Source organism: Frankia sp. AgPm24 (genome assembly GCF_023243055.1).
Taxonomy (GTDB): domain Bacteria; phylum Actinomycetota; class Actinomycetes; order Frankiales; family Frankiaceae; genus Frankia; species Frankia umida.
Genome location: NZ_JALKFW010000199.1, coordinates 45,799 through 72,013, shown reverse-complemented (window position 1 = coordinate 72,013; position 26,215 = coordinate 45,799). Strand labels below are relative to the sequence as shown.

Genomic DNA, 26,215 nt, shown 5'->3' with positions numbered 1-26,215 from the left:
CAGTGGATCCGGTGACAGCGGCGGGCCCGGCGGCCGACACCGGTGCCTGGCTGCACGCTCTGGTCGCCGAACTGCTCCCCCCGATGCGCAGCATCACCGGTGCGGGGGTGCGCGCGACGCTGCGCACCGTCGCGCGGGCACTCGGACCGGAGATCCCCCTGACCGTGCACGAGGTGTCCAGCGGGACGCAGGTGCTCGACTGGTCGGTGCCGCGTGAGTGGAACGTCGGCTCCGCTCGGCTGATCGGGCCGGATGGCAGGACCGTCGTCGACGTGGCCGACAATCCGTTGCACCTGCTCGGGTACAGCACGCCGATGCGGGCCCGGATGGGGCTCGACGAGCTTCGGCCACATCTGTTCTCGATGCCCGACCGGCCGGACTGGGTGCCCTACCGGACGTCGTACTACAACGAGAACTGGGGCTTCTGCCTGACCGACCGGCAGCTGACCTCGCTGCCCGACGGCGAGTACGAGGTCGAGATCGACACCACTCTCACCGAAGGTTCACTCACCTACGGTGAGATCGTGCTGCCGGGCGAGACCACGGACGAGTTTCTGATCACCACGCACACCTGCCACCCGGCGATGGCCAACGACAACTGTTCGGGCATCGCCACGGCGACCCTGCTGGCCCGGGAACTCGCCGCGGCCCCGCGGCGGCACACCTTCCGGTTGCTGTTCATTCCGGGAACGATCGGTTCGATCACCTGGCTGGCCGGCAACCGGGACATCGTCGGCCGGATTCGGCACGGCCTGGTGCTGACCGGCCTCGGCGACCGCTCCGACCCGACGTACAAGCGCAGCCGGCGCGGTGACGCCGCCGTCGACCGGGCCGCCGCCATGGCTCTGGCGGAAAGCGGTCAGCCACACCGGATCGTCGACTTCTCGCCCTACGGCTACGACGAGCGGCAGTTCTGCTCGCCGGGCTTCGATCTGCCCGTCGGCCGGTTCGGCCGCGGCCAGCACGGCGAATACCCGCAGTACCACACCAGCGCGGACGATCTGGACTTCGTCACGCCCGGGTCGCTCACCGACTCGCACGCCCTGCTACGCCGCATCATCACGATCTGCGATCAGAACCGGACCTGGCGCAACACCGCGCCCTACGGCGAACCGCAGCTCGGCCGGCGCGGCCTGTACCGGGCGATCGGCGCGACGATGAACCGGCAGGCCGTCGAGATGGCCCTGCTGTGGGTGCTCAACCTCGCGGACGGCAGCCGCAGCCTGCTCGACATCGCCGAGCGGGCGGGCCTGCCGTTCGACACGATCGTCGAGGCCGCAGACGCCCTCGCCGGCGTCGACCTGCTCGCCGAGGTCGAGGTGGGCGGTGCCTGATCGGGGTGGGCCGGTCTGGACGATCGTGCTGGCCGCCGGTGGCGGGACCCGCTTCGGTGGGCGCAAGCAGTTCTTCGACCTGGGCGGCGAGCCGCTGGTCGCCCATCCCGTCAGGGCGGCCTGGGCGGCCAGCGACGGCATCGTCGTGGTGCTGCCCGGTGACGGCGACAGCGATCCGGACGGGCTGGCCACACCGGGGGTGCTGACGGTGCCCGGTGGGGCCTCCCGAGCCGAGTCCGTGCGGGCGGGGCTCGCGACCGTCCCGCGGGACGCGACGATCATCGTGGTGACGGACGCGGCGCATCCGCTGGCCAGCGCCGACCTGTACCGGCGGGTGATCGCCGAGGTCCGGGCCGGTGCCGACGCGGCCGTACCCGGTCTGCCGCTGACCGAGGTCGTCAAGGCGGTCCGGCCCGAACCCGAGCCAGGTGGCACCGAGCGGCTGGTGGCGGGGACGTCGCTGGTCCGCGAGACCCATCGGCTGGTGCAGACACCGCACGCCTTCCGGGCCGAACTGTTGCGCGCCGTCCATGCCGGCGCGCCCGAGGCCGTCGAGGATTCGGCGATGGTCACCGCGGCGGGCGGGCGCATCGTCGTCGTCCCGGGGGAACCCGCCAACATTCATGTCACCACGCCGGACGAACTCGCCATGGCCCGGTTGTTGCTCACCCACGTCCGTCAGATGCGTTCCGAAGGGGAACCCGATGAGTACGGTACTGGTCGAGTCCGCGCTGTCCGATGACGAGCGGCGGGCCCAGCTCTATCAGGGCGACCTGTTCGTCTACGCGTCGAAGCCGGCGACACGGGAGTTCGTCGAGTTCAGCCGGGCGCTGATCCGGGATGCCTTCGGCGAGCTCGACCCGGAGACCGCGCAGCATCACATGCCGGTGGAGGACTTCGCCGCGCTGCTCGCCGAGCTCAAGCCACGGTTCATCCACCATCCGACCTGCAAGGAACTGCTGCCGGCGATTCTCGCCGAGCACGGCTGCGACCTCACGAAGACCTACTTCGACGTGCCGCGGCTGCGCACCTCGACGTCCGACGACTATCTGACCTCCGGTATCGCGTACGCGTTTCACCCGCACCGCGACACCTGGTATTCGGCGCCGTTCTGCCAGCTCAACTGGTGGATGCCGATTTTCGACATCGTGGCGGAGAACGGGCTGGCCTTCCATCCGCGGTACTTCTCGCAGGCCGTCGCGAACGGTTCACGGGACTACGACTACTACGAGTGGAACGCGAAGAACCGCGCGAGCGCCGCCAAGCACATCAGGTCGGACACCCGTAAGCAGCCCAGACCCGAGGAGGAGGTGGAGATCTTCCCGCAGACCCGGGTCGTCGCCCCGCCCGGCGGCATGCTGGTCTTCTCCGGCGCCCAGCTGCACTCCTCCGTGCCGAACAACACCGGACGCACCCGGTTCAGCATGGACTTCCGCACGGTGCACCTGGACGACGTCCTGAACCACGTCGGCGCGCCGAACGTCGACTCGGAGTGCACCGGCACCACGATGCGCGACTACCTGCGCGGTACCGACCTGAGCCGCATCGACGAGCAGGTCTGCCTGTCCTATGACACCGCGCCGCCCCGCGCGGACGCCGTGCTGGTCTTCACCCATCCGGGTCAGGCGTGACGAGCGTGCCGTCCGCCGGGCGGGTGGCGGTGGTGACCGGGGCGACCAGCGGGATCGGACGGGCCACCGCCCTGCGGCTGGCCGCCGACGGTGCCACCGTGTACGCCCTCGGCCGGGATCAGGAGCGCCTCGACAGCCTCGGCAAGCAGGCCACCGGCCCGGGCACGCTGCTGCCGGTCCGGCTCGACCTCACCGACGACGACGCCGTCGCGGGCGCCGTCGAGCTGATCGTCGAACGGCACGGCCGGGTCGATCACCTGGTGCACAGCGCCGGTGCCTACAGCAGCGCCCGGGTGGAGACGGCCACCCTGGCGGAGCTGGACGCGCAGTTCGCCGCGAACGTGCGGGCGCCCTTCGCCCTCACCCAGCGGCTGCTCCCGGCGCTTCGGGTCGCGGGAGCCGACAGCGGCGCCGATGTGATTGTCGTCAACTCGACCCAGGGTGTCCGCGCCGGCGCCGGAACCAGCCAGTTCGCCGCGACCCAGCACGCCATGCGCGCCTTCGCCGACAGCCTGCGCCAGGAGATCAACGCCGACGGCATCCGGGTCGCCACGATCCATCTGGGCCGCACGGCCACCCCACGGCAGGAGACGATCTACGCCCGTGAGGGCCGCGCCTACACGCCGGACCTGCTCGTGCAGGCCGACGACGTGGCCGACCTGGTCGCCTACCTGATCGCTCTGCCACCCACCGCGGAGATCACCGAGTTGCACCTGCGGCCGGCGAGGAAAAGCTACTGAGCCTCGCCCGAGCAGGCGGCCGACGGGCCGCTCGGGTCCCATGAGCGCGCCAGAGCTCACGGGACCCGAGCCCGACCGGTGCGTACCACGACAGCCGGTGCGCAACCACGTTCGATGATGCCCATCGGATGACGACGGACGGTCATGGATCCGCGGCATTTTGGCCATGAACGGCGGGCCCGGGGGTAGCCGAGACCGTCCGACGGGGGCGAGACAGGGGCTGGTTAGACTTGCTGCCTGGACGGCTTCCGGTCACAGATGTCGGAAACGGGAGACGGGAGACTCGTGGTCACCACCACTCTCACGACCAGAATCCCCCGGTCGTGGGTGATCCCGTCCCAGACGGCGGGTAGTAGTCGCGCGGTCAACGAGGCGACACTGCGGGTACTGACCTTCCTGATGTTCTGTGAGATCTTCCTGCAGCGGATCGCGCTGCCGGTCGGTGCCTCACAGGTCCAGGTCATTCTGCCGATCACCTATGTGTGTCTGGCCATCATGCTGCGCCGCGGTGGGCTCGCGCGTAACTCCGGGCGGATGACGGGCTACCTGGTGGCGATGGCGGGTTGTTCGCTGTCGGCTCTGGTCTGCTTCCTGCGACAGAAGCAGGACACGTCCTTCACCTCGTTGTTGCTGCTGCTGGCGACGTATGTGCCGTTCATCTACGGCCTGCGCCCGGCGGATGCCCGCGCGCTGCTCCCCCGGGTCCTCGACCGCTTCCTCATCATGATCACGGGACTGGCGGGGCTCGCCCTGTTCCAGTTCGCGATCCAGCTCGTCGGCGTGCCGTACACCGATGTCGTGCACGACATCGTGCCCCCGGACTTTCTGATGCACGGCTTCAACACGTCCTACCCGGTCCAGTACGGGTCGTCGCTGTACAAGTCGAACGCCTTCATCTGCCTGGAAGCGTCGTTCTGCTCGCAGTTCCTCGGGTTCGGCATTGTCGTCTGCGTGCTGCGCGGTGGCCACTGGTGGCGGCTGCCGATGTTCATCCTGGCGATCCTGAGCACCGTGTCCGGAACGGGCCTGCTGCTGCTGGCCTGCGCCGGGGTGCTGCTGGCCGTGCACAAGGGCGCGAAGTTCGCGCTGAGCGCGCTGGCCGGAGTCAGCCTCATCGTTCTGATCGTCAGTTTCACCCCGGCGTCGAGCATCTTCGCGGCCCGGGCGACGGAGACGTCCTCGTCGACCTCCAGCGGCAGCCTGCGTTTCGTGCAGCCCTACCAGCGGACCTGGGACGCCCTCGGCAAGGATCCGCTGACCGTCGTGTTCGGCACCGGCCCGGGATTCGCCGACCGCGACGCGAGCGCCTTCTTCACCCGCACCGGCCTGCCGTTGAACTACGCCCTGGTGCCCAAGCTGATCCTGGAGTACGGCGTGCTTGGCACGGTCGTGTTCCTCAGCTTCATCGTGGCCATGTTCGTGCGCGGCTCGCAGTCGTTTGTGCTCTCCGGGTCAGTACTGATCTTCTATACTGTGCTGTCCGGTGGTCTGCTGGCACCGGTCGTCACCGGACTCGGCCTGCTGCTGGTCGCCTGGTTCACGGTGAGCCCGCAGGACGAGGCCCAGGCCCGGCTCGACGGCGCTGGTCCCGCACCACCGAACTCGTCTCCATCCACCCAGCGCAGGGCTCACGCGGGCGTCTGAGGCGTCCGGGCGCGGGCTCGGGCGCACAGCCGCGAAAGGCGGACCTCCCGTGACCGAAGTCGTGGAGCGCGCGACCGTCGTCGACGACTATCTCGTGCGTGCCCTCGCCATCGAGGACGATGCCCTGCGGGCCGCCCGCGCCGCGAGTCATGCCGCCGGCCTGCCCGCGATCGAGGTGACCGCCAGCCAGGGTGCGTTGTTGTCCCTGTTCGTCCGCATCCTCGGCGGGCGCCGGGTGCTGGAGATCGGCACTCTCGGTGGCTACTCGGCGATCTGGCTGGCCCGTGGCGTCGGCCCGGACGGCCAGGTCGTCACCCTCGAGATCGAGCCGAAGCATGCCCAGGTCGCCCGGGAGAACGTCGATCAGGCGGGTGTCGGCAAGTCCGTCGAGATCGTGCTCGGCGCGGCCGCCGACTCGCTGGACGCCCTGATCGCCGCCGGCGGTGAGCCGTTCGACCTGGTCTTCCTCGATGCCGACAAGCAGAACAACGCCCGCTACCTGGCGGCCGCCCTGCGCCTGACCCGGCCGGGCAGCGTCATCGTCATCGACAACCTGGTGCGCGGCGGAGGTGCGCTGGCCGCCGCGGAGGGCACCGGGGGGCCGGCCGCCGACGGCGCCCAGGAACTGCTCACCCTCGTGCGCGACGAGCCCCGCCTGACGGCCACGGCCGTGCAGACCGTCGGCGGCAAGGGCTGGGACGGCTTCCTGCTCGCCCACGTCAGCTAGCCCCCTCCACCACCACGCGAACGGCCCCGCGGCGCATACGAGACTCGCAGCGGGGCCGTTCGTCGCTGGCTGGGAAACGCCCGCCTGGCTGGCGGGGTTGCCCGGCCTGGGGGTTGCTACCGGGCGGGGCGGGCGTAGCGGTCGGTGGGCTCGGCGTCCATCGGGTTGCTGTTACGGCTGCTCGACGCGCCGTCGCTGACCGGTGAGCTCGACGTGATCGACTCGACCGAGGAGCGCCGGTCCGGCGTGTTGCCGGTGACGCGGCGGATGCCGGTGCGGCCGTCGTGGACGACCCCGACGACCCGCTCGGCGAGCGCCGGCCAGTCCCGCGGGACCTGCTCGAGTTCCTTGAGGTGCGTCTCCGGCGAGGTGATCACCACGACCGCGTCGGCCTGGATCGCGGACGCCGCCGTCATCGGCAGTTCGGCCAGCGCCGAGGTGACCAGGATGACCAGGTCGACGACCGGGGCCCGGTCGGCCAGGATCGGCGCGAGACCGCCGGGGCGGGCCGCCCGGGCCGGTGAGACCCGGTTGTACAGGATGTGGCCGCGCCCGGTGCCTGACGAGCGGGCCAGGCAGGTCGGTTCGTGCGCCCAGCGGGGCAGCTCGGCGGAGGTCGCCCGCGGCAGCCCTTCCAGCGACGCCCGCACCTCCGAGGACGGGGACGTGTCCAGGATCAGCACCACGCCCTGGTCGTCGGACCAGGCCGCGGCGACCGATGACACCAGATCCGCGGTGAGGTCCCCGCGGGACGCCGGTGTGAACGCCACCACCTTGCTGGTCGGCGACATCACCGCCGACATCGCCGAGACCAGTGTCTCGGCCGCGCTCGCCGTGGTGCGCCCCGGCTCCAGCGCCGCGATCAGCGGCACGCCGAGCGCGTCGGAGGGGTTGTGCGGGTCGAGAATCGTCGGCCGCCGCTGGTACATGATCCACACGGCCAGCACCGAGAGCAGCAGACCCACGATCGCCGCGACCAGCGTGTTGCGCAGCAGACCGGACGCGCCCTGCCCTGCGGACACAGGCGGCTCCGCGAGCTTGATCGCCGCACTGCCGAGCGCCACGGTGGTCTGGGCCTTGGTGATCTCACCGCTGAGCCCCTGCAGCTGGGCGGTGAGGTCCCCGGATTCGGTGCCGGGGGTGGCCTGCGACGTCTGCAGCCCCTGCAGCTGGGTGGTCAGCTGCGTGCGCACCTTGAGCATTTCGTTGAGGGTCGTCTGGGTGCTGCTGATCAGCAGCTTGCCGTAGGCCGTCTCGGCCGCGGAGACCAGGTCGACCGCCGCCGCCTCGGAGGCACCCTCACCCTTGATGACGAAGAAGTAGCCGGCGTCCGACGGCGTGGTGCTCAGCCGGCCGGAGACGTCGCTCTCGCTGAGCTTCAGCGCCTTGGCGATCTCGGTGACGGCCGCGGAGGACTGGGCGAACTGCGCCTGGGTCTGGACGTAGCGGGTCACGTCGACGGAGCTCACACCGAGCGAGTTCTGGTCCGTCGACAGGAAGACGCGGGCGCTGGCGGTGTACGAGGCTGTCTGCGCCTTGGAGTAGATCGCCGCGAGCGCCGCGAAGATGACCACCACGATGGCGATGATCAGCAGTCGCGGCTGAATGATTTTGAACAGCGACGGAGCTGACGGGGCCCGGCTGGTCTCACCACTGGCCGGTGCGTTGCGGCTCATGACCCGCTCACCCCGATCCGGGGACGAGGGGCAGCCGCCCGCACGCGGATCGAAGCGCCGGCGGAACCCACCGGCAGCTCCGGCAGGACGTGAAGCGGACTCAATGTAGCCCCCCAGAGGAGCATCCGGCTGACTGCCGGACCCACGGTCGAGATCTGACGAACCGATTTGCGAGCTTAGCCGATAGCGGATAGTAAACGGTCATAGCTACAACTGACGCAATGCTGCCGCTCAGGACCCGGGGTGGCCACGCCGGGGCCTTCCCGCCCGCTGGCCGGACCGGCCGGGCCGCGGGCCGTTCCCATCATCCACACGTGACCTGCCGCCCGGTGATTCGGCCGGCGACCGCGCGCCACCCCGACGCAACTCTTCCGGAACGTCGGACTTACGGACTTTCGTTCGGGTACTTCCCTCGCCGTGTCGCCGGGCATTCGCCGCCCGCAGCGCGGCCTGCTCCACATCATGCTCGCGGCCGAGCCGGCGCAGCAGAACGAACCACACCGGGGCAAGTCCCCAGAAGGCGAGGTTGAATCCGACAACGGCGCCGCGCGCTTCGCCAACAAGCGCCCCCACAACCGGAAGACCCAGCAGGATCGGCGCGAAGGCGAGGTTGAGCCGAAATGTGATCTTGGTTTTGCCCAGCGCGTACACCATGCACGATGGCCCTACCGGCACCGCCGCCGCAAGATAGTGCAGGATCGACAGGCCCAGGATGCTCTTCACCCCGGGCCAGCTGTCCCCCAACAACGACTGCCCATAACGATCCGGCAGGAACAGGAAGATCAGGCTCCACACCGATCCGACCCCGAGCACCACCGCGGTCAGGGCATACGCGGCCCGTTCACGCGCCCGGACGTCCATCGACGTCCGCCGGGAGAACTCCGGCAGCGCGAAGCTCACCACGCCGACACCGACCACCGTGATCGGCCCCAGCAGCGTCCGGGCTCCCTGCAGCGCACCGATCGTGGCCAGCGACCCGAACGCGCCGATCAGCAGCATCGACGTCTGCAGCGCGCCCTGCACGGTCAGGAACTCCCCCGCCAGGTAGGTCGCGTCGGTCCGGTTCTCGGCGAACCAGCTGCCGGTGGCGCCCGGGGAGGGCCAGAAACCCGCCTGGACTACCCCGAGCAGCGCCGCGACCAGCGCGGACGCCCCCCAGGCCAGCAGCAGCGGCGAGGCCTCGGTGACCCCGCGGTGCATGAGCAGCCAGATCCCCAGCAGCTGCACGAACGCCCATGCGACGTCGTTGACGAACGCCGCGGACGCCCGACCTGTCGCGAAGAAGACATACCGCCAGGCGTCCTGCAGCAGCAGCCCGGGCAGCACGAGCCCCATCGCCGCCAGGGACGACCCCACCGCCCCGCCCACACCCAGGCCGATCACGGCGAGCACCGCTCCGACGCCGACACCGAACGTCAGCGACGCCCCCGTCATCGCGGAGGACGCCGAGCGGAGCGAGGCACGCGATCCGGCCGTGTAGAACATGCTCAGCGGCATGCAGGTCGCGCCGCGCGAGATGCCGATGATCAGGGCGAACAGCGTGTACGCGACGCCGAAGGCGCCATACTCGATCCGGTCCACCTGGTGGGCGATGAGAAACGAGATGGCGGCGTTCGTCGCGCTGGAGACGGCCTGGTCGGCCAGCGTCCACAGCGCCTTCGACCGGGTGCTGCCGCCGGCCGCGCCGTCCTCGTGCTCCGCCGCCGGCTCGACGCCGTCCGCGGTCGCCAGTCCACGACGGCGCCCGGGGTCGGCCCCGGCGGTACCGGTGTCCGCCTCGTGTGTGCGACCGGAGCTGGACGGGCCCGCGCCCCGCGGGGCGTCCGGCCGGCCCGGGGTACGACCGCTGGGCCGGTTTCCGATGGGACGCCGCCCTCGGCGTGCGGGCGGGGCCGTCCCGCGGGACACCACCTGGGTGGCCTCGACGTCGGCCGGGCCGATCCGCAGCCGTGTGGTCGCCGGCGCGGGCTCGGGGACGCGGGCGAGGGCCGTGGTGTGCTCGGCCTGTTCCCGAACGGTTCGTTCCCGAACGACCTCCCGCTCGCGCGCGACGTGTTCGGCCCGCAGCCGCGCCTGCAGTGCGCTGAGATCCATCGTCGAGGTGATCGTGGCCGGCAGCGGCGCCGACCACGAGGGCGCCGCCCCCGGCGAGGGGGGCCGCACCCGTGAGGGGGACCGTCCGGCCGCCGGCGCGGGTCTGGGCGCGGGTGTGCCCGCCGGCCTCGGTGGTGGTCCGGTGGCCGGGGGCGAGGGCACCGGCGCGACGGCCGGCGACGGGGCCGCGGGCGGGGAGGAACCTGGCAGCGCCCACGCGGCCGGTGGGTCGGCCGGCGCGGACCGGCGCGGCTCCGGGTTGGACGGCCCCGTCCGCCAGGCCACGGGGGCCGGCATCGGACGGGCGCCGGCCACGGGCGACTGTCCGCCAGGACCGCTGGGCGGGCCCTGACCACCGGAGGCGCTCGGGCCGGTGACGGACCAGCTGGGACGGCGGGGTCCGGTCGGATCCCGGCCAATGGCAGGAATCCGACCCATCCGATGACCATCGCCGGGTGTGGGCCGGGGCCGGGTCTGCCGGGGCTGGGCGGGCCAGGACGATCCCGCGGGACCAGGTGCTGGGGGTGCCGGGGGTGGCGGTTCGGCGCGGGGCGGGAGCACCGTGGAGACCTCGAAGCCCACGTACCCGGGGTCGTGGGACCCCGGGTCGCGAGGGCCAGGGTCAGGCCTGGGCGGCAGATCGCCCGGTTCGTCCGGATTCCAGCTGCCCACGTCGATGTCCGCCATGCTCACCCTTCCGGCCGGCGGAGATCCGCTGGCCGGAAGCCGGCTGACGACAGGAACAGCTGACGGCGACCCGACTCCACGATGTGGGTACCGCCTACAACACGACCGGACGGGGTACCGGGACGATGAACCGGCCACCGCGGGCGGCGTACTCCTCCTGCTGGGCCATGATCTCCTTCTTCACGTTCCAGGCGAGCAGCAACAGGTAGTCGGGCTGGCGTTCGAGCAGGGCCGCCGGGTCGAGGATCGGCAGCCGGGCGCCGGGAATATAGCGGCCCTGCTTGTGGGTGTTGCGGTCCACCACGAAGTCGATCAGATCGGTGGTGATCCCGCTGGAGTTCAGCAGCGTCGCGCCCTTGGCGGCCGCGCCGTAGGCGGCGATCGTGCGGCCCTCGGCCCGCAGGCCGCGCAGCAGGGCGACGAGGTCCTGCTGGACGGCGCGGACGTCGTCACCGAAGGTGGCGTACCGGTCGAAGGTGGCCAGGCCCGCGTCGTGCTCGGCGCCGAGCACCGAGTCCACCGAGGCGGTGGGCTTCGCGGCGGCGGCGTGCTGCAGGCTCCAGCGCAGGGTTCCGCCGTGCAGTTCGGCGAACTCCTCGACACCGACGAGCTCAAGGCCGTGCCGGCGCATCAGGGACTGCACCGCGATGGTCGAGAAGTAGCAGAAGTGCTCGTGGTAGACGGTGTCGAACTCCGTGTGCGCAAGCAGCGCGCCGACCCCGGGGTTCTCCACGTCGACCAGTCCGTCGTCGGCGAGCAGGATCCGGAAGCCCTCGACGAAGCTGTTCAGGTCGGGCACGTGCGCCATCACGTTGTTCGCGATGATCACATCGGCCTTCAGGCCCTCGGCGACGAGCCGCTGGGCGAGCTCCGCACCGAAGAACTCCTCCCGGGTCGGCACGCCGGCCGCACGGGCCGCGGCGGCGGGGCCGGGGGTCGGCTCGATGCCGAGCACCGGGATGCCCCGCTCGACGAACGCCTTCAGCAGGTAGCCGTCGTTGCTGGCCACCTCGACGACCAGGCTGTCCGGCCCGAGGTTGCGGCTGGCGATCAGGTCGATGACGTGCTTCTCCGAGTGGCGCACCAGCATGTCGGAGAACGACGAGAAGTACGGGTAGTCCGCGTCGAAGATCTCCAGCGCCGGCAGCTCGTGGGTGAGCTGCACCAGGGTGCACGCCTCGCAGAAGCCGACCTCGAGCGGGAAGGACGGGTCGGTGGCGTCAAGGCCGTCGGCGCGCACCAGACGGTTCGCGATCGGCGTGGACCCCAGCGAGAGGAACAGCCGTGGGGCGGGCCCACCGCAGGACCGGCAGGCGGTGACGGGTGTGGCGGCCGGAGTTCCGGATGACATGCGCTCCCCTTGCACAGATGAGGACGGACGGCTGGGCGGGCCGAACATGATGCCAGCGCGCGGTCGGGCGGGACCGCGAGAGCGCGCGGCGGGGTGTCGGCGCCATCGTCCCCGTCCGCGTTGATTTTCGCAGGTCCGTCGGAGGACGGGACAACGGGGGGCGACGGCGCCGACAACGTCGGCGGGATCAGGGGGCGGTGCGGGCGCCGACCGGCTCGGCGGGCGCGGCGGCGAGACCGCCGATGGGACCGTCCGGCAGCAGTGACCAGGCACGATCCTTGTCGGAGATGACCGACACGGGCAGCGGCCAGGCGATGGCCAGCCGCGGGTCGTCGAAGCGCAGGCCGCGGTCGTGTCCCGGGGTGAAGGGGACGTTCATCTGGTAGGTCGCCTCGGTGGCGTCGACCAGGGTCTGGTAGCCGTGGGCGAGGCCGGCGGCGATGAACAGCGCCCGGTGGTTGTCGGCGGACAGTTCGACCGCGACATGGCGCAGGTGGGTCGGCGAGTCCGGCCGGACGTCGACCACGACGTCCAGCAGCGCCCCGCGGGTGACCCGCACGAGCTTGGTCTCGCGGACCGGCTCGTGCGCCCAGTGCAGGCCGCGGATGGTTCCGGCCGTGGCGTTGTACGCCACGCTGGCCTGGGCGACCTCGACGGTGAGCCCCGCGGCGGCGAACTCCCGCGCGCAGAACGTGCGGGCGAACATGCCGCGGGCGTCGGTGAACGGCTCGACGTCGACGATCCACACACCGTCGATCGCGGTCGGGGTGACGATCACGGGGTCGCCGTGGCGGGTGCCGCCCAGAACAGGTCGGCGTCGAGCTGGCCGGAGCCGATCAGGTACTGCAGCTGCTTGAGCCGGGTGTGTCCGCGGCCGGTGAAGGTCTCCGTGTCGAGCTGGATGCGGGTGAACACCTCGTGCAGCTGCTGGGCGCCGCGCAGCGCGTTCCAGTCGCAGGAGAACCCGGGCAGCGTCGTCGCGATCTTGTCGAAGGACACCCGGTAGCTGCGGTTGTCGCCACCGTTGTCGCCGAAGCTCAGCCGGCAGCCGGTGAAGACCGAGGCGACCGCGTCGGCGATCTCCTTGACCTGGTAGTTCTGCTCGCTGTCGCCGACGTTGAAGATCTGGTTGTGGATGACGTCGCGCGGCGCGGCGAGCACCAGGCGGATGGCCTTCGCGATGTCGAGTCCGTGCACCAGGGGCCGCCAGGGGGTGCCGTCCGAGGTCATCGCGATCTCGCCGGTGGTCCAGGCGACCCCGGCCAGGTTGTTGAGCACGATGTCGAACCGCTGCCGCGGTGACGCCCCGTAGGCGGTGGCGTTGCGCAGGAAGGTCGGTGAGAACGTGTCGTCGGCCAGCGGGGCCACGTCGCGTTCGACGTAGACCTTGCACTCGGCGTAGGGGGTCTGCGGGTCGACCGGGGAGGTCTCGGTGACGTCCGTGCCGGTGGCCACGCCGTAGACGCTGCACGAGGACATGTAGACGAACCGCGAGACACCGGCCTGCCTGGCCAGGTTCGCCAGCCGCACCGACCCGACGTGGTTGACCTTGTAGGTGACGTCCGGGGCGAGCGCCCCGAGGGGGTCGTTGGACAGTTCGGCCATGTGCACGACGGCGTCGACACCCTCGAGGTCGGCGACGGTGAGGTGGCGCAGGTCCTTGTCGAGGGTCAGCGGGGCCCGGTCGGTACCCCGGTAGAGCCAGCCGTACTTGTAGTAACCGGTGTCGACACCGATGACCTCATGGCCATCGCGCATCAGTTCGGGCGCGAGCAGGCACCCCAGGTACCCCTCCGTGCCGGTCACGAGCACCTTCATCCGCGAGTATCCCCATTTCGGCCGAGGCGCCGGGCCACCCGTTCGGGCCACCCGTTTCCGGGCTCAAACCGTACCGACTGGCTCGCGGACCCGAGGCGCCGACGTCCCGCGGACACTGCCCGCGACAGGTCGACCGCGGCGCTGTGACCGGCATCGGTCAGCGTGGAGGTCAGGTGGAGGCGGGGCGCATCACCCGGGCGGGCGCGGCGAACACGGTCGCGCCGGGTGGGATGTCGGTCATCACGATCGAGCCGGGACCGATCCTCGCGTCGTCGCCGATCGTGATCGCACCGATGAGGTGCACCGCGGGGCCGAGCTCGACCCGGGAGCCGACGTGCGGCACCTCGTCGGGTGCGGCCGAACCCCCGGCGTAGCCGATGGTCAGGTTGTGCCGGACCGTGCAGTCGTCACCGATCACGCAGTGCGGCGGGATCAGGATCGCCTGATGGTGGCCGATCAGCACCCGGCGTCCGAGCCGCGCGGAGTCGGGCAGCTCCACGCCGTACACATTGCGGATGACCAGGTTGTTCAGCGCCTTGTACAGCACCGTCGCCGCCGCGCCCACCGCCCCGCCGCGCGAGCGCCGCCACTGCCCGAACCGGTAGACGGCGAGCACGTGCAGACCGGGATGGGTCAGTGAGCGGTAGTGGCGGTGGTAGTCCTCCCGCAGGATCTCGCGCAGACCGAGTTCCGCGGCCGTGCGCACGTCAGGCGGCATGGCGCAGCTCCTCGATGTGCTGGCGCAGATCACCCACGGACGCGAAGCTCGCGAGGCGGTCGTCGGCGATCTGGATCGAGAACTGTCGCTCCACCGCGTAGATCAGGTTGATGTGCGCGAGGGAGTCCCAGCCCGCGACGTCGGCGGCGGTCATCGTGTCGGTCAGGACGAGGTCGTCGTCGGAGAAGATCTCGCGGAAGATCCGCTGAAGCTGATCCTGCACCATCTAGCCAAGCACCTCTTCCATCCTGTGGTCGGCGGTGACGACCCGGATCAGGTTCCGGGACGCGTACGGTTCGTCGACGCGACGACTCCACCAGGTCACCTCGGCGTCCCGTGGGACGTCGGCGTCGGCCGGGAGGACGCGGGTGAAGCCGAGACGCTCGTAGAGGCCGGCCACCAGGGCGTTCTTCGCCGAGGCCCGGTAGTGGCCGGCGACGCGGGCAAGGCCCCGGCGACGGGCCTCGGCGAGCAACAGCCCGGCCAGCTCGTCCTCGAGGGTCCGGCCGATCACCCGGCAGCTCATCAGCCAGGTGTCCACCGCCAGCGCGTCCCCGTCGACGACGGCGATCAGGACGGCCACCAGGCCGTGGTCGACGAAGCGGTCCGCGAGCCGCACGCAGATCGCGGCGGTGGTGGGTCGGGCGGCGAGCGCGGCCAGGTCGTCGGCGTCGTGACGGCGGCCGGTGAGGTTGAACTGGTTCGTCCTGGCGACCAGTTGGGCGACCCGGGGCAGGGTGAGCTCGTCGAGGGCGACGACGGTCGCGGTCATCGCGAGGCCGCGGTGGAAGTCCTCAAGGGAACCCGCGGACTCCCGTACCGCGGCGAGACCGGCGGCGAGGTCGGCACGGGCCTGGTAGGTGGCGGTGCGGGTGGCGTCCTCGGCGGTCAGGGCGGTGGCCTCGAAGAACGGATAGTCGGCCAGGGCCCGCAGGTAGCCGTGCGGATCGGTGGGCAGGGCGATGACGTCGACCTCGCCGGCGAGCTGGCGGACCGCCTCGCGTTCGGCCGGGTTGTCATCGACGAACACCAGGGCGTCCAGGCCGAGTCCGAGGGTCGCGGCGATGCGGCGCAGCTGCGTCGGCTTGTCGTCCCAGCCGGCGCTGAACATCGCGATGTCGCTGAGGCGCAGCCGCATGCCCGGATGCCGCTCGAACGCCTCACGCGCGTCGGCCTCGTTGTTCTTCGAGCAGATGGCGAGCACGACTCCCCGCCGGGACAGTTCCAGGGCGTAGTCCTGCACGGCGGCGAACGCCTCACCGAGTGGCCCCTCCCCGAGGGCCAGACCGGCCAGGCCGTCCTCGCCGAGCACCCCGCCCCACAGCGTGTTGTCCAGGTCGAGGACCAGGCACTTGCGGCTCGCGCCGAGCTGGGCGCCGATCACCGCGGCGGTGTGCCGGGCCAGCAGGGGGACGCAGTCCAGCGCGACGGCCTGCCTGGCCCGGTGCCAGTACCGCGGGTCGAACCAGGTGCGCCGCCCGACGCCGGCGGCGAGCCGGTCACAGTCGACCAGGCAGACCGCGTCCCCACCGCCGGCCCCGACCGCCGAGGCGGCCCGTCCAAGTTCGGCGTTGACCCGAGCCAGCAGCTGGTGGCGCGCCCCCGCGGTGCGCAGGGCCAGGTGCCCGAGCGCGACCTCGGCCGGCAGCGCGAAGCCATGCTGGACGATCCGGGCGCCGCTACGGGCACGCACCGTGTCCCACAGCGACGTCCAGCGGGACACCTCTGCGGCGACGGCGCCCTCGGGATCGTCGGCGATCGCGGGCAGCGCGACGTCCCCGGCGTGCACGGCGAGCACCACCACGTCCGGCCTGAACTGGTACAGCCCGCTGGCCGGGTCGAGGATCTCCTGGCGGTACTGCCCGTAGCCGCCCTCGTAGGTCTCGATGGCCACCCCCGCCCGCGCCGCGGCCAGCGGGAGCAGCGCCGTGAGCTGGGACGTCGTGGAACTGCCGAGGATGGCCACCCGCGCCGTGCGGGCCAGCGGCCGGGTTCGCGGCAGGCAGCGGCGCAGCACACCCGCCGCCGCGCTCCAGGCCGCGAGACCAGCACCGGCGTCCGCGCAGGCGTCGGCGTCGGTGAGCGCCAGCGCCCAGCGCACGGCGCCGTCCGGGTCGTCGGCCCGCTCGTGCGCGACCGCGAGCTCGCGGCACAGCTGGGCGGACGGCAGTTCGGTCGCGGCGGCCCGCGCGACCAGTGCGGCGAGCAGACCGGCCGGGGTGTCCGTGCCCGCTCCTGGTCGCGCCATCACGTCGGCCCCTCTCCGGATCCGGCCGACCCGCTGTCGGGTCCACCGATCGTGCTCACCGCCCGCGGTCGCGGGCAGCCACTCGGACTCTACCCTCACGTTAGAGTTGGTTTGCACCGCGCCCGCGGACCAGGCGAGTACGCGCGGCTCTATCCGTTCCCAGACATTCGGCCGGAAGCGCTCGAACGCTGTGTCAAGCTGACGGGACGGCGGCAGTGCGCATCAGCCCGGACCGCCGGCCGTCGCCGCCGGACCACCGCGTGGCCCCGTCCGCAGGCAGGTCCGCATGCAGCAGGTCACCCGGCTTCCCCGCTCGCCCTCGGGCACAGCTGGGAAGCGCCAGGGCCCGCTGCTCGCCAGCATCCTGCTCACGGCGCTGCTCTGGGGATCGCTGACCTGGGCGGCGGCGCCGGCGGCCCAGGCGGCCACCCCCACCCCCACCACAACGCCGCACCGCCCGGCCAGCGGCTCAGCCGGCAGCCCAGCCGGCGGCCCGCAGTGGTACCAGTCCGCGCTGGATCTCGACCGGGTGCAGCGGATCAGCCAGGGCGCCGGGATCCTCGTGGCCGTCATCGACGGTGGGGTCGACGCGACCAGCCCGAAGCTGCGCGGGCAACTGGTCCGCGGCGCGGGCGTCGGCCCCGACGCCGCGGTGGACGGTTGGCGCGACGACGACCCGGACGGTCACGGCACCGCGATGGCGGGCCTCGTCGTCGGCCGGGTCGACGGCGGTCCGGCTCAGGTGCGGGGCGTCGCACCGGCCGCCCGCGTCCTGCCGATCTCGACAGGTGCCGAGGCGGACTCGGCGGAGGTCGCCATCGCCGTGCACCTGGCGGTCGATCTCGGTGCCACCATCATCAACCTGTCCCTGGGCTCCGCGGACGATCCGACCTCCGACGAGCGGGAGGCCGTGCGCTACGCCCTGGCCCACGACGTGATCGTGGTCGCCTCGGCCGGCAACGTCGAACCTGACGATCCGCCGGGCGACGCGGCGATCATCAACTCGCCGGCGAGCATCCCCGGCGTGGTCGCCGTCACCGGGTCCACCGCGCGCGGCGGCTTCTGGGACGGCTCCGCGCACGGCCCGCAGGCTGTCGTGGCCGCGCCGGCCCCGGGCATCCGCGCCCCCGTACCGACCTCCATCTCCGCGGACGGCCTGGACACCGGCTCCGGCACGTCCAACTCGGCGGCGATCGTGTCGGGCGTCCTGGCCCTGCTGCGGTCCGCCTTCCCGGAGCTGACCGCGGCGAACGTGATCGAACGGCTGATCCGCACCGCACGTGACGCCGGCCCACCCGGACGCGACATCGAGTTCGGGTTCGGGATCATCGACCCGCTGGCCGCGCTGACCGCCGCCGTCCCACCCGTACGCACCAGTGCGCTGCTGGCCCCACCGACCCGCTGGGGTGTCCCGAGCGAGCCCCCCGCGGCGGACGCCTCCCCCGCCCGGCCCGGGAGCCAGCCGGCCACCGCCGATCCGCCCGCCCTCGACCCGGCCGGCACCAACCCGGGCACGGCCGGCCCCACCGCGGCGACCAGCGGCGGCGGGCTCGACGCCATCCCATCCCTGCTCGTCTGGACCCTCGGGATGGCCTTCGCCGGCTGGCTCGGCGGCGTGCTCGGCCTCGGCGCGCACCTCGCACACCAGGCACACCAGACACACCAGACGCGCCGGCGGCCCCGGACCGACCAGCCACCCGTCCCGCTCACCGAACCGTACGGACCGACGCCATACCGACCCACGCCATACCGACCGGCGCCATACCGACCCACGCCATACCGACCGGCGCCGTATCCGGAGCCGTATCCGGTGCAGGCGCCCCCCGCCGACACCAGCTGGGTGCCCGCGTCTCCGGGGGCACAGCCGCGTCACTTCTAACATGGCCCTATGACAAACGCGCTCCTGGACGAGCTGTCCTGGCGTGGACTCATCCACGACAGCACCGATCCCGCCGAGCTTCGGGACCACCTGGCGGGCGGTGGGCGGCGCTGCTACATCGGTTTCGACCCCACGGCACCCTCGCTGACCATCGGCAATCTGCTCCCGATCACGCTGTTGATCCGGGCCGCACGGGCCGGGGTCGGCGCGGTGGCGCTGTTCGGCGGCGGCACCGGGCTGATCGGCGACCCGTCCGGCAAGTCGGTGGAACGCGCTCTGCTGTCCGCCGAGGACGTGGCTGGCAACGTCGCCCGACACCGGGAGATCATGGAGACGATCTTCGGCCGGGCGCTCGGCGCGGACCAGCAGCCCAGCTTCGTCGACAACGGCGACTGGCTGGGCCGACTCGGCATGATCGAGTTCCTGCGGGACGTCGGCAAGCACTTCCCGGTCACGGAGATGGTCCGGCGGGACTCGGTGCGCCGCCGTCTGAACGATCCCGAGGTCGGCCTGACCTACACCGAGTTCAGCTACTCGCTGCTGCAGGCCTACGACTACCGGCGGCTGTGCGAGGACCACGGCGTGACGCTGCAGCTGGGCGCGTCCGACCAGTGGGGCAACATCGTCGCGGGGATCGACTATGTCCGCCGGGTGCTGCGCACCCAGGTGCATGGCCTGACCTGCCCGTTGCTGCTACGCGCGGACGGTACGAAGTTCGGCAAGTCGGAGAGGGGCGCCGTCTGGCTGACCGCCGACCGCACGTCGCCGTACACCTTCTACCAGTTCCTGCTGAACCTCTCCGACGTCGATGCGCACACGTTCGCGCTGTTCTTCTCCCTCACCGAACGGGAGCCGCTGGAGCGGCTGTTCGCCGAGCACGCCGAGGCACCGGGCAAGCGGGCGCTGCAACGCCATCTCGCCCGCGAGCTCACCACGCTGCTGCACGGTCCGGGTGCGCTGGAGGCTGCCGAGGCGGCCTCCGCGGCGCTGTTCAGCGGAGACGTGAAGGCGATCGGGGCGGACCTGATCTCGGACGTGTTCGCCGATGTCCCCACGGTCAGCGAACCGCTGGACCGGCTGTCCGCGGACGGCGGCTGGTCGGTGGTCGACCTGCTGATCGCCACCGGCCTGGCCAGTAGTCGCCGCGACGCCCGCGAGCATCTCGGCAACGGCGCGGTGCTGGTCAACGGAGACAGGATGGCCGCGGACAGCACCGTCACCGAGAAGGACCTTCTGCACGGCTCGGTGATCCTGATCCGCCGCGGCCGCCGCGAATGGCGGGTGGCCAGGTTCGCCTGAGCCGCACCCCCGCCGCCCCGCACCCCCAGGGCATCCCATGGCTCCCCAGGACGGACGGCCCCGGACGGGCCATCCGAGGGTCCCCGCCGCACGCGACGGTGGGCCGGTCAGCCGGCCGGCCCCAGGTGCGCGGCGGGGCGCGGCCGGGTTCAGTCGGTCAGGGTGCGGGCGGGCCGACGAGCAGGCCCTTGATGTACGCGGCGTGCTCGTCGGCGGTGGCCTTCTGACCGCGGGCCCGGGACAGCACGGTTCGGCCCGCGTAGCCGGCGACCAGCATCGAGCGCATCACGTTCACCCGTCCCGGGGCGTTGTGCTTGCGCAGGTAGCGGACCATCGAGGCGCCCCGCATCTGCAGCATCCAGGTCTTGCCGGCGCCGCTGCCGCCGGCGCCGTGCGGCACCAGCAGGTCGGTGCGCAGCTTCTGGCGCAGGCCCGCCTCCCGGATGGCCCGGCCCAGCGCCATGTCCTCGTTGTAGACGTAGAACGTCTCGTCGAAGGCGCCGAGCTCGAGGAACATCGTGCGACGCACGGCCATGCAGGCCCCGGTCAGCCATTCGGGGTTCATCGGCCGGCCCGGCGTCGGGCGGGCGAACAGCGCCGACGTCGGGGCCACCTTGTGCGCGCCCAGGACGTGCAGCAGCACCCGTCGTGGCGTCGGCTCCCAGCCGCCGTTGCCGAGTTCGGGCTTCCCGTCGTGCCCCTTCATCGTCGCCGCGCTGGTCACCAGCTCCGGGTCGGCGAGCAGATCGTCGACGAGGACGTCGATGACGTCGACGGTGGGGCGGCTGTCCGGGTTGCCGAGCACGACGAACTCGTACCGGGACGACCGGATGCCCATGTTCGCGGCCTTGGAAAAGCCCTTGCCGCCGCCGGAGTCGAGATAGCGGCTGTTCGGCCGGTCGGCGATCAGCTGCTCGACCCCGTCGGCACCGGCGGCGTTGTCGACCACCACCACCGGCATGTCGGTCGGCAGCGTCGCGAACAGACCCTCGAGCTGCTCGCGGCTGTGGTAGCTGACCAGCACGAGTTCGTACTGCCAGGTGGACCGCTTCGGTCGCTCGACGGCCACGGCGACACGCTCCTCACTACCTGATGTGCGGAACTAGCTGATGTTCCGGCTGCTGCTCACGGACGGGTGGGGCTCAACGCGTCCGACGTCGAACCCGGCGGCGTCACCGGGGACGATCCGGACGCGGGCGGCAGGCCGGCCGGCGCGGACGCCCCGGCCGGCACCGCACCGGACGCGGTCGCGGTCGCGGTGGGCGCGACCCGCTCGGGCTTGGGCCACACGGCGGGACGGTCACGGGCCAGGAAGCGGCGTACGCCACCGAGGGCGACGGCCTGCAGGAAGAAGACCTGCGCGACGAGCCTGGTCGGGCCCGGTGGGGTGCGACCGGTGAGCAGTGCGGCGGTACTCGCGGCGCCGACGGCGTTGCCGGCCAGGAACACCCGGGCGGCCCAGCTGTGGCGGGCGGCGGGGACGGCGATCCCGATCAGCACGACCTGGGCGACGGGCCCGAACGACGAACGGACCAGCCGGTGCCCCCACAGCTGCGGGGTGACCGGCAGCGCGCCGGGAACCAGCGCGGCGCGGCGCCGCCAGAGCATGTCCAGGTTGCCGGCGACGATCCTGGTCCGACGTTCCCACTCGCCGTTGTAGTCCGGCGCGGCGGGCTCGAGGGAGTACGCCTCGGGCTCGTAGACGACGCGCAGGCCACCTTCGAGGACGTCCAGGGCGAGCCAGGCGTCGTCGACGGCGGTGTCCGCGGGCAGCGGGCGGAAGGCCTGGCGGCGAAACGCGAGCATCTCGCCGACGACGCCGATCGTGGCCCCGGTCGCGGACTCGCAGCGCTTGAGCCACGACTCGAACTTCCAGTAGAAGCCCTGGGCGCCGTCGGGGTCGTCGACCCGCTTCTCGCCGGCGACCGCCCCGACCGTGTCGTCGGTGAAGTGGCGGGCGGCGGCGCGCAGCGCTCCGGGAGCGAGCACGGCGTTCGCGTCGGTCAGCACGACGACCTCGTGGGAGGCCGCGGCGACCCCACGGTTGACCGCGCGGGCCTTGCCGAGCCGCTCACCGGAGGAGAGCACCCGCACGCCTGGACGGCGCGACGCCTCGGCCGTCTCGGCATCGTCGGCGACGACGATGATCTCCATGGTCCCGGGGTAGTCGGTACCCGCGAGCTCGTCGAGCTTCGTGCCGATGACCGCGGCTTCCCGATAGGCGGAAACGACGACACTCAGGCCCGGCCAGCCAAGGGGATCGGGGTCCGCTGGCACCGGTGTCTCCAGGCCCCGACTACGTAGCCCGATATACACCGGGTACAGAACGTGACCGTACACGGTGACGGCTCCGAGTGCCGCGACGGCGGCACCTCGACTGATGGTCCGGACACCTGTCATGTCGTCAACCGTAGCGTTGCACCGTGGACATCCGGCCATGGGCTCCTCATGCCACCCGGCGCGCTACCTCCCGCAGGGGCCACCGTCCGCACGCCCGTTACAGTGGGTCGGGTGAGTGACTCCACACGTTGGATCGTCGTGGTCGAGGAACCGTTTCTCCCGGCCGATGCCGGCGGTCGGGTGGAGACCCTGAGTTTCCTGACCGCGGCCGCCGCCGCCGGTATCCGGATGCAGGTCCTCGTCCCCGCGCGCGACGACATCGACATCGCGGCGTACGAGGAGGCGATTCCCGGTTCCGCGGTCACCCGGCTGCGCCGGGACGACAGTCCGCGCGCCCACCTGACGCCGAAACCGTTCATGCACGCCTCCCGGCCGGTGGGCCCGCTGCGCCGGGCGTTGGAGGCGACCCCACCCCGCGCCGACGCCGTGATCAGCTACAGCTGCCGATCGTCGCATCTGGGTGAGGAGATCGCCCGGATCTGGAAGCTTCCCCATCTGGTCCGGGCGCACAACGTCGACTCGGAGTTCTTCCGGGTGCTGGCCCGCAGCGGTTCGGGGCCGCGCGCCCTCGCCTACGAGGTCGAGTACCACAAGCTGCGCCTGGCCGAGCTTTCCCTGCACCATTCGCCGCTGGTCACCTGCATCGCGGACATCTCCCTGGAAGATCACCAGTGGCGGCGGGCCCGGGCGAGTGTGCCGACCTTCCACCTGCCGCCGTTCCTGCCGGTCGGCGCCCTGCGGGCCGGCGTCGACGCGGATGCGGCCACCGGTCCGGCGAGCGCCGCGCCCCGCGACGGGCAGCGGCTGGTGTTCGTCGGCTCGCTGGACACCCCGACCAACATCGAGGCGTTGCGCTGGTTCCTCGGCGGATGCTGGCCGTCGGTGCGGGTACGCCATCCCGAAGCGACGTTCCAGGTCGTCGGACGGCGACCGGAGGACGGCCTGGCCGCCTGGCTCGCCGGCTTCGACGGCGTCGAACTGCACACCGACGTCCCCAGCGTCGTCGGTTACCTGACGGCGGCGACCCTGTCGGTGAACCCGATGCGGTCCGGTTCCGGCGTCAACATCAAGGCCATCGAGGCGATGGCGACGGGAACTCCGGTGGTCAGCACCCCGACCGGCAGCCGCGGGCTGGGCTGGACACCAGGCACCGACCTGCTGGTGGCCGAGGAGCCGGCCGCGTTCGCCGCCGCCGTCAGCGACCTGCTGGCGCGGCCGGCGCGGGCCGCCGAGATCGGCGCGGCCGGGCGTGCCTATGTCCTACGGGAACTCGACCACGGCACGCTGATCCGCACGATCGAGGAGCATCTGAACCCCGCCGTCTAGAGCAGGGCGTGGTAACGGTTCTGGGTGGGCTCGAGGCCGTGGGTGATCAGCATTTCCACCGAGTCGGCGGCATGCTCGAGCAGCAGCGGCAGGTCGCGGCGCTCCGCGGTGCCGAAGTCGCGCAGGACGAAGGCGGCGGCGTCCATCCGACCCGGGGGCCGTCCGACGCCGACCCGAACGCGCAGGTAGTCGCGGGTGCCCAGCGACGAGGTGATCGAGCGCAGGCCGTTGTGACCGTTGTCTCCGCCGCCCTGCTTCAGGCGAACCGTCCCGAAGGGGATGTCCAGTTCGTCATGCACGACGATGATCCGAGCCGGCTCGATCTTGTAGAAGCCCCGAACGGCGGTGACGGGGCCACCGGAGAGGTTCATGAACGACAGCGGCCGGGCGAGAACCGCCCGGGCGCCGGCGAGGCGAACCTCGGCCACATCCGCCCGCGAGCGGTGCGACTTCAGCCGCGCCCCGGCCCGCTGCGCCAGCAGATCGACGACCATGAAACCGGCGTTGTGTCGGTTTCCGGCGTAGTCCGGGCCGGGGTTGCCCAGTCCGACGACGAGCCAGGGCCCGTCGTCGGTGGGGATGTTCGTCATGGCCCGTCCATCCGCATGTCGTCATCGGGTGGCATCGCAGGTCCAGTAGTGCGTGTGCGGGTGGTTCAGGTGCGGGTGGTTCAGGTGCGGGTGGTGCGGTGGCGCCGGGTGTCGACGGAGGGATCCCGCCCGCGTGGTTACGCGGACGCGGTCGCCGCGCCGGCTTCCTCGGCCGCCGGGGTCTCGCCGAGCGCTGCCTCGACCTGAGCGGTGGTCCGCTTGGCCAGGCACTGCACGACAACGAGATCCGGATCGGCGTCGAGCACCGAGCCCGCGGGCAGCGCGAGCTGACGGGCCAGCACGCTGGTGCCGGGCTCGAGACCGGTGATGTCGATTTCGATCGGGCCGGGCAGACGGGCCGCGTCAGCCTTGACCGCGATCGTCATGACCTGCTGGTCGATCAGGGTGTCGGGGTGTGCATCCCCGATGACCTGGACCGGGATCTCAGCGACGATCTTCTCGCCCCGGTTGACCAGCACCAGGTCGATGTGCTCGAAGCTGCCCTTGATCGGGTGGCGTTGGACGTCCTTGGCGAGCGCGAGCTCGATACCGTCGCCGAGCTCAAGGGTGAGCAGGACGTTGGTACCGGCGTCGGTCTTGAACGCGTGAAGCAGGTCGTGCGCGGGAAGCGCGATGTGGCGCGGCGGCTTGCCGTGCCCGTAGAGAACGGCCGGTACCTTGCCGGCGCGGCGGGTGCGACGTGCACCGCCTTTACCGAACTCGGTGCGCGGCTCCGCGGCGATGCGGACCTCGGACATGGCGACGCACAGTCCTTCCAGACGTGGGATTCTTCGCCGGAGGGCGGACGAGCCACCGCGGCGCGGTCCTTCACAGTACCGGACTCCACGCGCGCAGGGGCCACCGCCCGGAGTTGTCAAGTTCCGCGCCGCCGGAGACCGCCCCCACGATGGCGCCCCGCACCCCACCGACCCACCCCGGATACGCCGTGCTGCTCGCGGTCCGCCCGCCCCGGACCGCGAGCCCGGGCACCTTCGCAGGTCAGAGGCGACCGTGCGGCGGATTACGCGCAGGTCAGACGGCCTACGAGCCGCCTGGCCCCGCGCTCGGCGCGGCCGGGACCCGGTGCGCCCGACCGGCACGTCAGTGCCCCGTACGCAGCCTGACGGTGCACCCGAGCGGCCCGCCCGCGGCCTTCCACCCGCCCGGCGCGGACGGGGTCAGGCGCCCCGTCCCGACCGGGCCGACCGGGCTGTCCGGGCCGATCCGCCGGCTGGCTCATGCCTGGCCGGCCGATCATCCCTGCCACCCTCGGGCCGGCCTCACCACTGACGGTGATCCCCGCGCAGGTGGCGACGCGCCGACCACCGGCGCCGGTACACCGACCACCGGGACCGTTTCCCCGCCGCCCATTCGCCGGCCGCCCACTCGCTGGCCGCCCATTCGCCGGGCTCCCACTCGCCGGTCATCCGGTCCGCGGCCGTCCACTCGCCGGCCGCGGGGTCTCCCGAAGTCCGGTCGTCCGCGGCTTCGAGCTCCCTGCGCGCGTTCGCCGCGGCCCGGTCCCGCACGCGTCGGCCACCGGCGATCCGACGAGCCGCGGGACGGCGACCGCGGTGCGACGCCGACCGCGAGCGCCGAGCCGTGGCCGACGCGGCACCGGCACCTGTCGACGGCTGCGCCGAGGTCCGCGACGCGGTCGCGCGGGACCTCGCCGCCGTGGCCTCGGGCTCGGTCTTGGGCTCGGGGGCTCCGGTCATGTCCGCATGCAGCGCACGCAACTGCTCGACCCGCGTCCGTGGGCTGAGGTCGGGGTCGTGATGGGTGGCGCGGACGAAGGCGCGCAGCTGGGCCCGGCGGCGTGCCGCCTCGACTCCCTCGATGCGATCCGCCGGCGGCCGCGACGCACGCCCGACCCCACCGGCCGCGGCTGCGCCGGAGCGGGAGGTGGTGCTGGTGGAGGTGGTGCTGCTGGAGCCGGCACTCGTGGTGTCGGGCCGGGATGTTCTGGTGGTGATGGTCATGATCATTCCTCCCCCGCCGCGCCTGGTGAGACGGTGGACCGCGGCGCGCGCGCAGCGGGGAGGGAGCCTTC

At 72.0% G+C, this 26,215-nt stretch carries 23 protein-coding genes; 10 read left to right on the top strand and 13 right to left on the bottom strand.

Annotated features, from left to right (window positions below; translation table 11 throughout):
- The first annotated feature begins 2 nt into the window (after positions 1-2).
- The 6 genes from MXD61_RS16935 (at position 3) to MXD61_RS16910 (ending at position 6,076) form a co-directional block, all read left to right on the top strand.
- Positions 3-1,334, top strand: coding sequence for a DUF4910 domain-containing protein (locus tag MXD61_RS16935; RefSeq protein WP_374629083.1), 1,332 nt, complete (start codon positions 3-5; stop codon positions 1,332-1,334).
- Positions 1,327-2,076, top strand: coding sequence for a 2-C-methyl-D-erythritol 4-phosphate cytidylyltransferase (locus tag MXD61_RS16930; RefSeq protein ID WP_248814357.1), 750 nt, complete (start codon positions 1,327-1,329; stop codon positions 2,074-2,076). Before MXD61_RS16935 ends, MXD61_RS16930 begins: the two co-directional genes overlap by 8 nt.
- Positions 2,039-2,965: a hypothetical protein gene (locus tag MXD61_RS16925; protein ID WP_163547543.1), complete on the top strand. Its 927-nt coding sequence runs from the start codon at positions 2,039-2,041 to the stop codon at positions 2,963-2,965. Before MXD61_RS16930 ends, MXD61_RS16925 begins: the two co-directional genes overlap by 38 nt.
- Entirely contained in the window at positions 2,962-3,705 is a 744-nt protein-coding gene (locus tag MXD61_RS16920) for an SDR family oxidoreductase (protein ID WP_248814356.1), read from the top strand. Before MXD61_RS16925 ends, MXD61_RS16920 begins: the two co-directional genes overlap by 4 nt.
- Before the next feature lie 285 nt (positions 3,706-3,990).
- Entirely contained in the window at positions 3,991-5,349 is a 1,359-nt protein-coding gene (locus MXD61_RS16915; protein WP_248814355.1) for a hypothetical protein, read from the top strand.
- A 49-nt stretch (positions 5,350-5,398) separates the two neighbouring features.
- Positions 5,399-6,076: an O-methyltransferase gene (locus MXD61_RS16910; RefSeq protein ID WP_248814354.1), complete on the top strand. Its 678-nt coding sequence runs from the start codon at positions 5,399-5,401 to the stop codon at positions 6,074-6,076.
- 116 nt (positions 6,077-6,192) lie between these two features.
- On the opposite strand, the gene MXD61_RS16905 is transcribed toward MXD61_RS16910, so the two are convergent.
- Both MXD61_RS16905 and MXD61_RS16900 read right to left on the bottom strand, forming a co-directional pair.
- Positions 6,193-7,752, bottom strand: a complete 1,560-nt coding sequence (locus tag MXD61_RS16905) for a Wzz/FepE/Etk N-terminal domain-containing protein (RefSeq protein WP_248814353.1) — start codon at positions 7,750-7,752, stop codon at positions 6,193-6,195.
- A 231-nt stretch (positions 7,753-7,983) separates the two neighbouring features.
- The gene (locus MXD61_RS16900; protein ID WP_248814352.1) at positions 7,984-9,846 is read right to left on the bottom strand and encodes a hypothetical protein; all 1,863 of its coding nucleotides are present in this window, start codon (positions 9,844-9,846) and stop codon (positions 7,984-7,986) included.
- A 13-nt stretch (positions 9,847-9,859) separates the two neighbouring features.
- On the opposite strand from MXD61_RS16900, the gene MXD61_RS16895 reads away from it, so the two are divergent.
- Positions 9,860-10,198: a hypothetical protein gene (locus MXD61_RS16895; RefSeq protein ID WP_248814351.1), complete on the top strand. Its 339-nt coding sequence runs from the start codon at positions 9,860-9,862 to the stop codon at positions 10,196-10,198.
- Between the two features lie 429 nt (positions 10,199-10,627).
- Here MXD61_RS16895 and MXD61_RS16890 read toward each other — a convergent pair whose 3' ends face one another.
- The 6 genes from MXD61_RS16890 to MXD61_RS16865 form a co-directional block, all read right to left on the bottom strand.
- On the bottom strand, positions 10,628-11,884 hold the full coding sequence (locus tag MXD61_RS16890) for a class I SAM-dependent methyltransferase (protein ID WP_248814350.1): 1,257 nt from the start codon (positions 11,882-11,884) through the stop codon (positions 10,628-10,630).
- A 187-nt stretch (positions 11,885-12,071) separates the two neighbouring features.
- The gene (locus MXD61_RS16885) at positions 12,072-12,662 is read right to left on the bottom strand and encodes a dTDP-4-dehydrorhamnose 3,5-epimerase family protein (protein WP_248814344.1); all 591 of its coding nucleotides are present in this window, start codon (positions 12,660-12,662) and stop codon (positions 12,072-12,074) included.
- Positions 12,659-13,702: an NAD(P)-dependent oxidoreductase gene (locus MXD61_RS16880; RefSeq protein ID WP_248814343.1), complete on the bottom strand. Its 1,044-nt coding sequence runs from the start codon at positions 13,700-13,702 to the stop codon at positions 12,659-12,661. Before MXD61_RS16880 ends, MXD61_RS16885 begins: the two co-directional genes overlap by 4 nt.
- A gap of 169 nt (positions 13,703-13,871) precedes the next feature.
- Positions 13,872-14,420: a serine O-acetyltransferase gene (locus tag MXD61_RS16875; protein ID WP_248814342.1), complete on the bottom strand. Its 549-nt coding sequence runs from the start codon at positions 14,418-14,420 to the stop codon at positions 13,872-13,874.
- Complete coding sequence (locus MXD61_RS16870) at positions 14,410-14,646, bottom strand: acyl carrier protein (protein ID WP_248814341.1); 237 nt, start codon at positions 14,644-14,646, stop codon at positions 14,410-14,412. Before MXD61_RS16870 ends, MXD61_RS16875 begins: the two co-directional genes overlap by 11 nt.
- Positions 14,647-16,668, bottom strand: a complete 2,022-nt coding sequence (locus tag MXD61_RS16865) for an HAD family hydrolase (protein WP_248814340.1) — start codon at positions 16,666-16,668, stop codon at positions 14,647-14,649. It lies immediately after the preceding gene.
- 286 nt (positions 16,669-16,954) lie between these two features.
- Between MXD61_RS16865 and MXD61_RS16860 the strand changes: the two genes are divergently transcribed.
- Together MXD61_RS16860 and tyrS are read left to right on the top strand one after the other, a co-directional pair.
- A complete protein-coding gene (locus MXD61_RS16860) occupies positions 16,955-18,547 on the top strand; it encodes a S8 family serine peptidase (RefSeq protein ID WP_248814338.1) in 1,593 nt (530 codons plus the stop codon).
- Between the two features lie 9 nt (positions 18,548-18,556).
- Positions 18,557-19,846: a tyrosine--tRNA ligase gene (gene tyrS / locus MXD61_RS16855; RefSeq protein ID WP_248814337.1), complete on the top strand. Its 1,290-nt coding sequence runs from the start codon at positions 18,557-18,559 to the stop codon at positions 19,844-19,846.
- Positions 19,847-20,003: 157 nt separating this feature from the next.
- Here the strand turns inward: tyrS and MXD61_RS16850 are convergent, their stop codons facing one another.
- Together MXD61_RS16850 and MXD61_RS16845 are read right to left on the bottom strand one after the other, a co-directional pair.
- On the bottom strand, positions 20,004-20,915 hold the full coding sequence (locus tag MXD61_RS16850; protein WP_163547445.1) for a glycosyltransferase family 2 protein: 912 nt from the start codon (positions 20,913-20,915) through the stop codon (positions 20,004-20,006).
- A gap of 56 nt (positions 20,916-20,971) precedes the next feature.
- The gene (locus MXD61_RS16845; RefSeq protein WP_248814336.1) at positions 20,972-22,246 is read right to left on the bottom strand and encodes a glycosyltransferase family 2 protein; all 1,275 of its coding nucleotides are present in this window, start codon (positions 22,244-22,246) and stop codon (positions 20,972-20,974) included.
- A gap of 111 nt (positions 22,247-22,357) precedes the next feature.
- Here MXD61_RS16845 and MXD61_RS16840 point away from each other — a divergent pair, with 111 nt between their 5' ends.
- A complete protein-coding gene (locus tag MXD61_RS16840; protein ID WP_248814334.1) occupies positions 22,358-23,572 on the top strand; it encodes a glycosyltransferase in 1,215 nt (404 codons plus the stop codon).
- On the opposite strand, the gene pth is transcribed toward MXD61_RS16840, so the two are convergent.
- The 3 genes from pth to MXD61_RS16825 all read right to left on the bottom strand — a co-directional run bounded on the left by pth (position 23,569) and on the right by MXD61_RS16825 (position 26,144).
- Positions 23,569-24,162: an aminoacyl-tRNA hydrolase gene (gene pth, locus MXD61_RS16835; RefSeq protein ID WP_163547447.1), complete on the bottom strand. Its 594-nt coding sequence runs from the start codon at positions 24,160-24,162 to the stop codon at positions 23,569-23,571. The genes MXD61_RS16840 and pth overlap by 4 nt on opposite strands.
- A 137-nt stretch (positions 24,163-24,299) precedes the next feature.
- Positions 24,300-24,920: a 50S ribosomal protein L25/general stress protein Ctc gene (locus MXD61_RS16830; RefSeq protein WP_163547448.1), complete on the bottom strand. Its 621-nt coding sequence runs from the start codon at positions 24,918-24,920 to the stop codon at positions 24,300-24,302.
- A 522-nt stretch (positions 24,921-25,442) separates the two neighbouring features.
- Positions 25,443-26,144 carry a hypothetical protein gene (locus MXD61_RS16825; RefSeq protein WP_248814333.1) on the bottom strand — a complete coding sequence of 234 codons (702 nt, stop codon included), beginning with the start codon at positions 26,142-26,144 and terminating at the stop codon, positions 25,443-25,445.
- Positions 26,145-26,215: the final 71 nt, after the last annotated feature.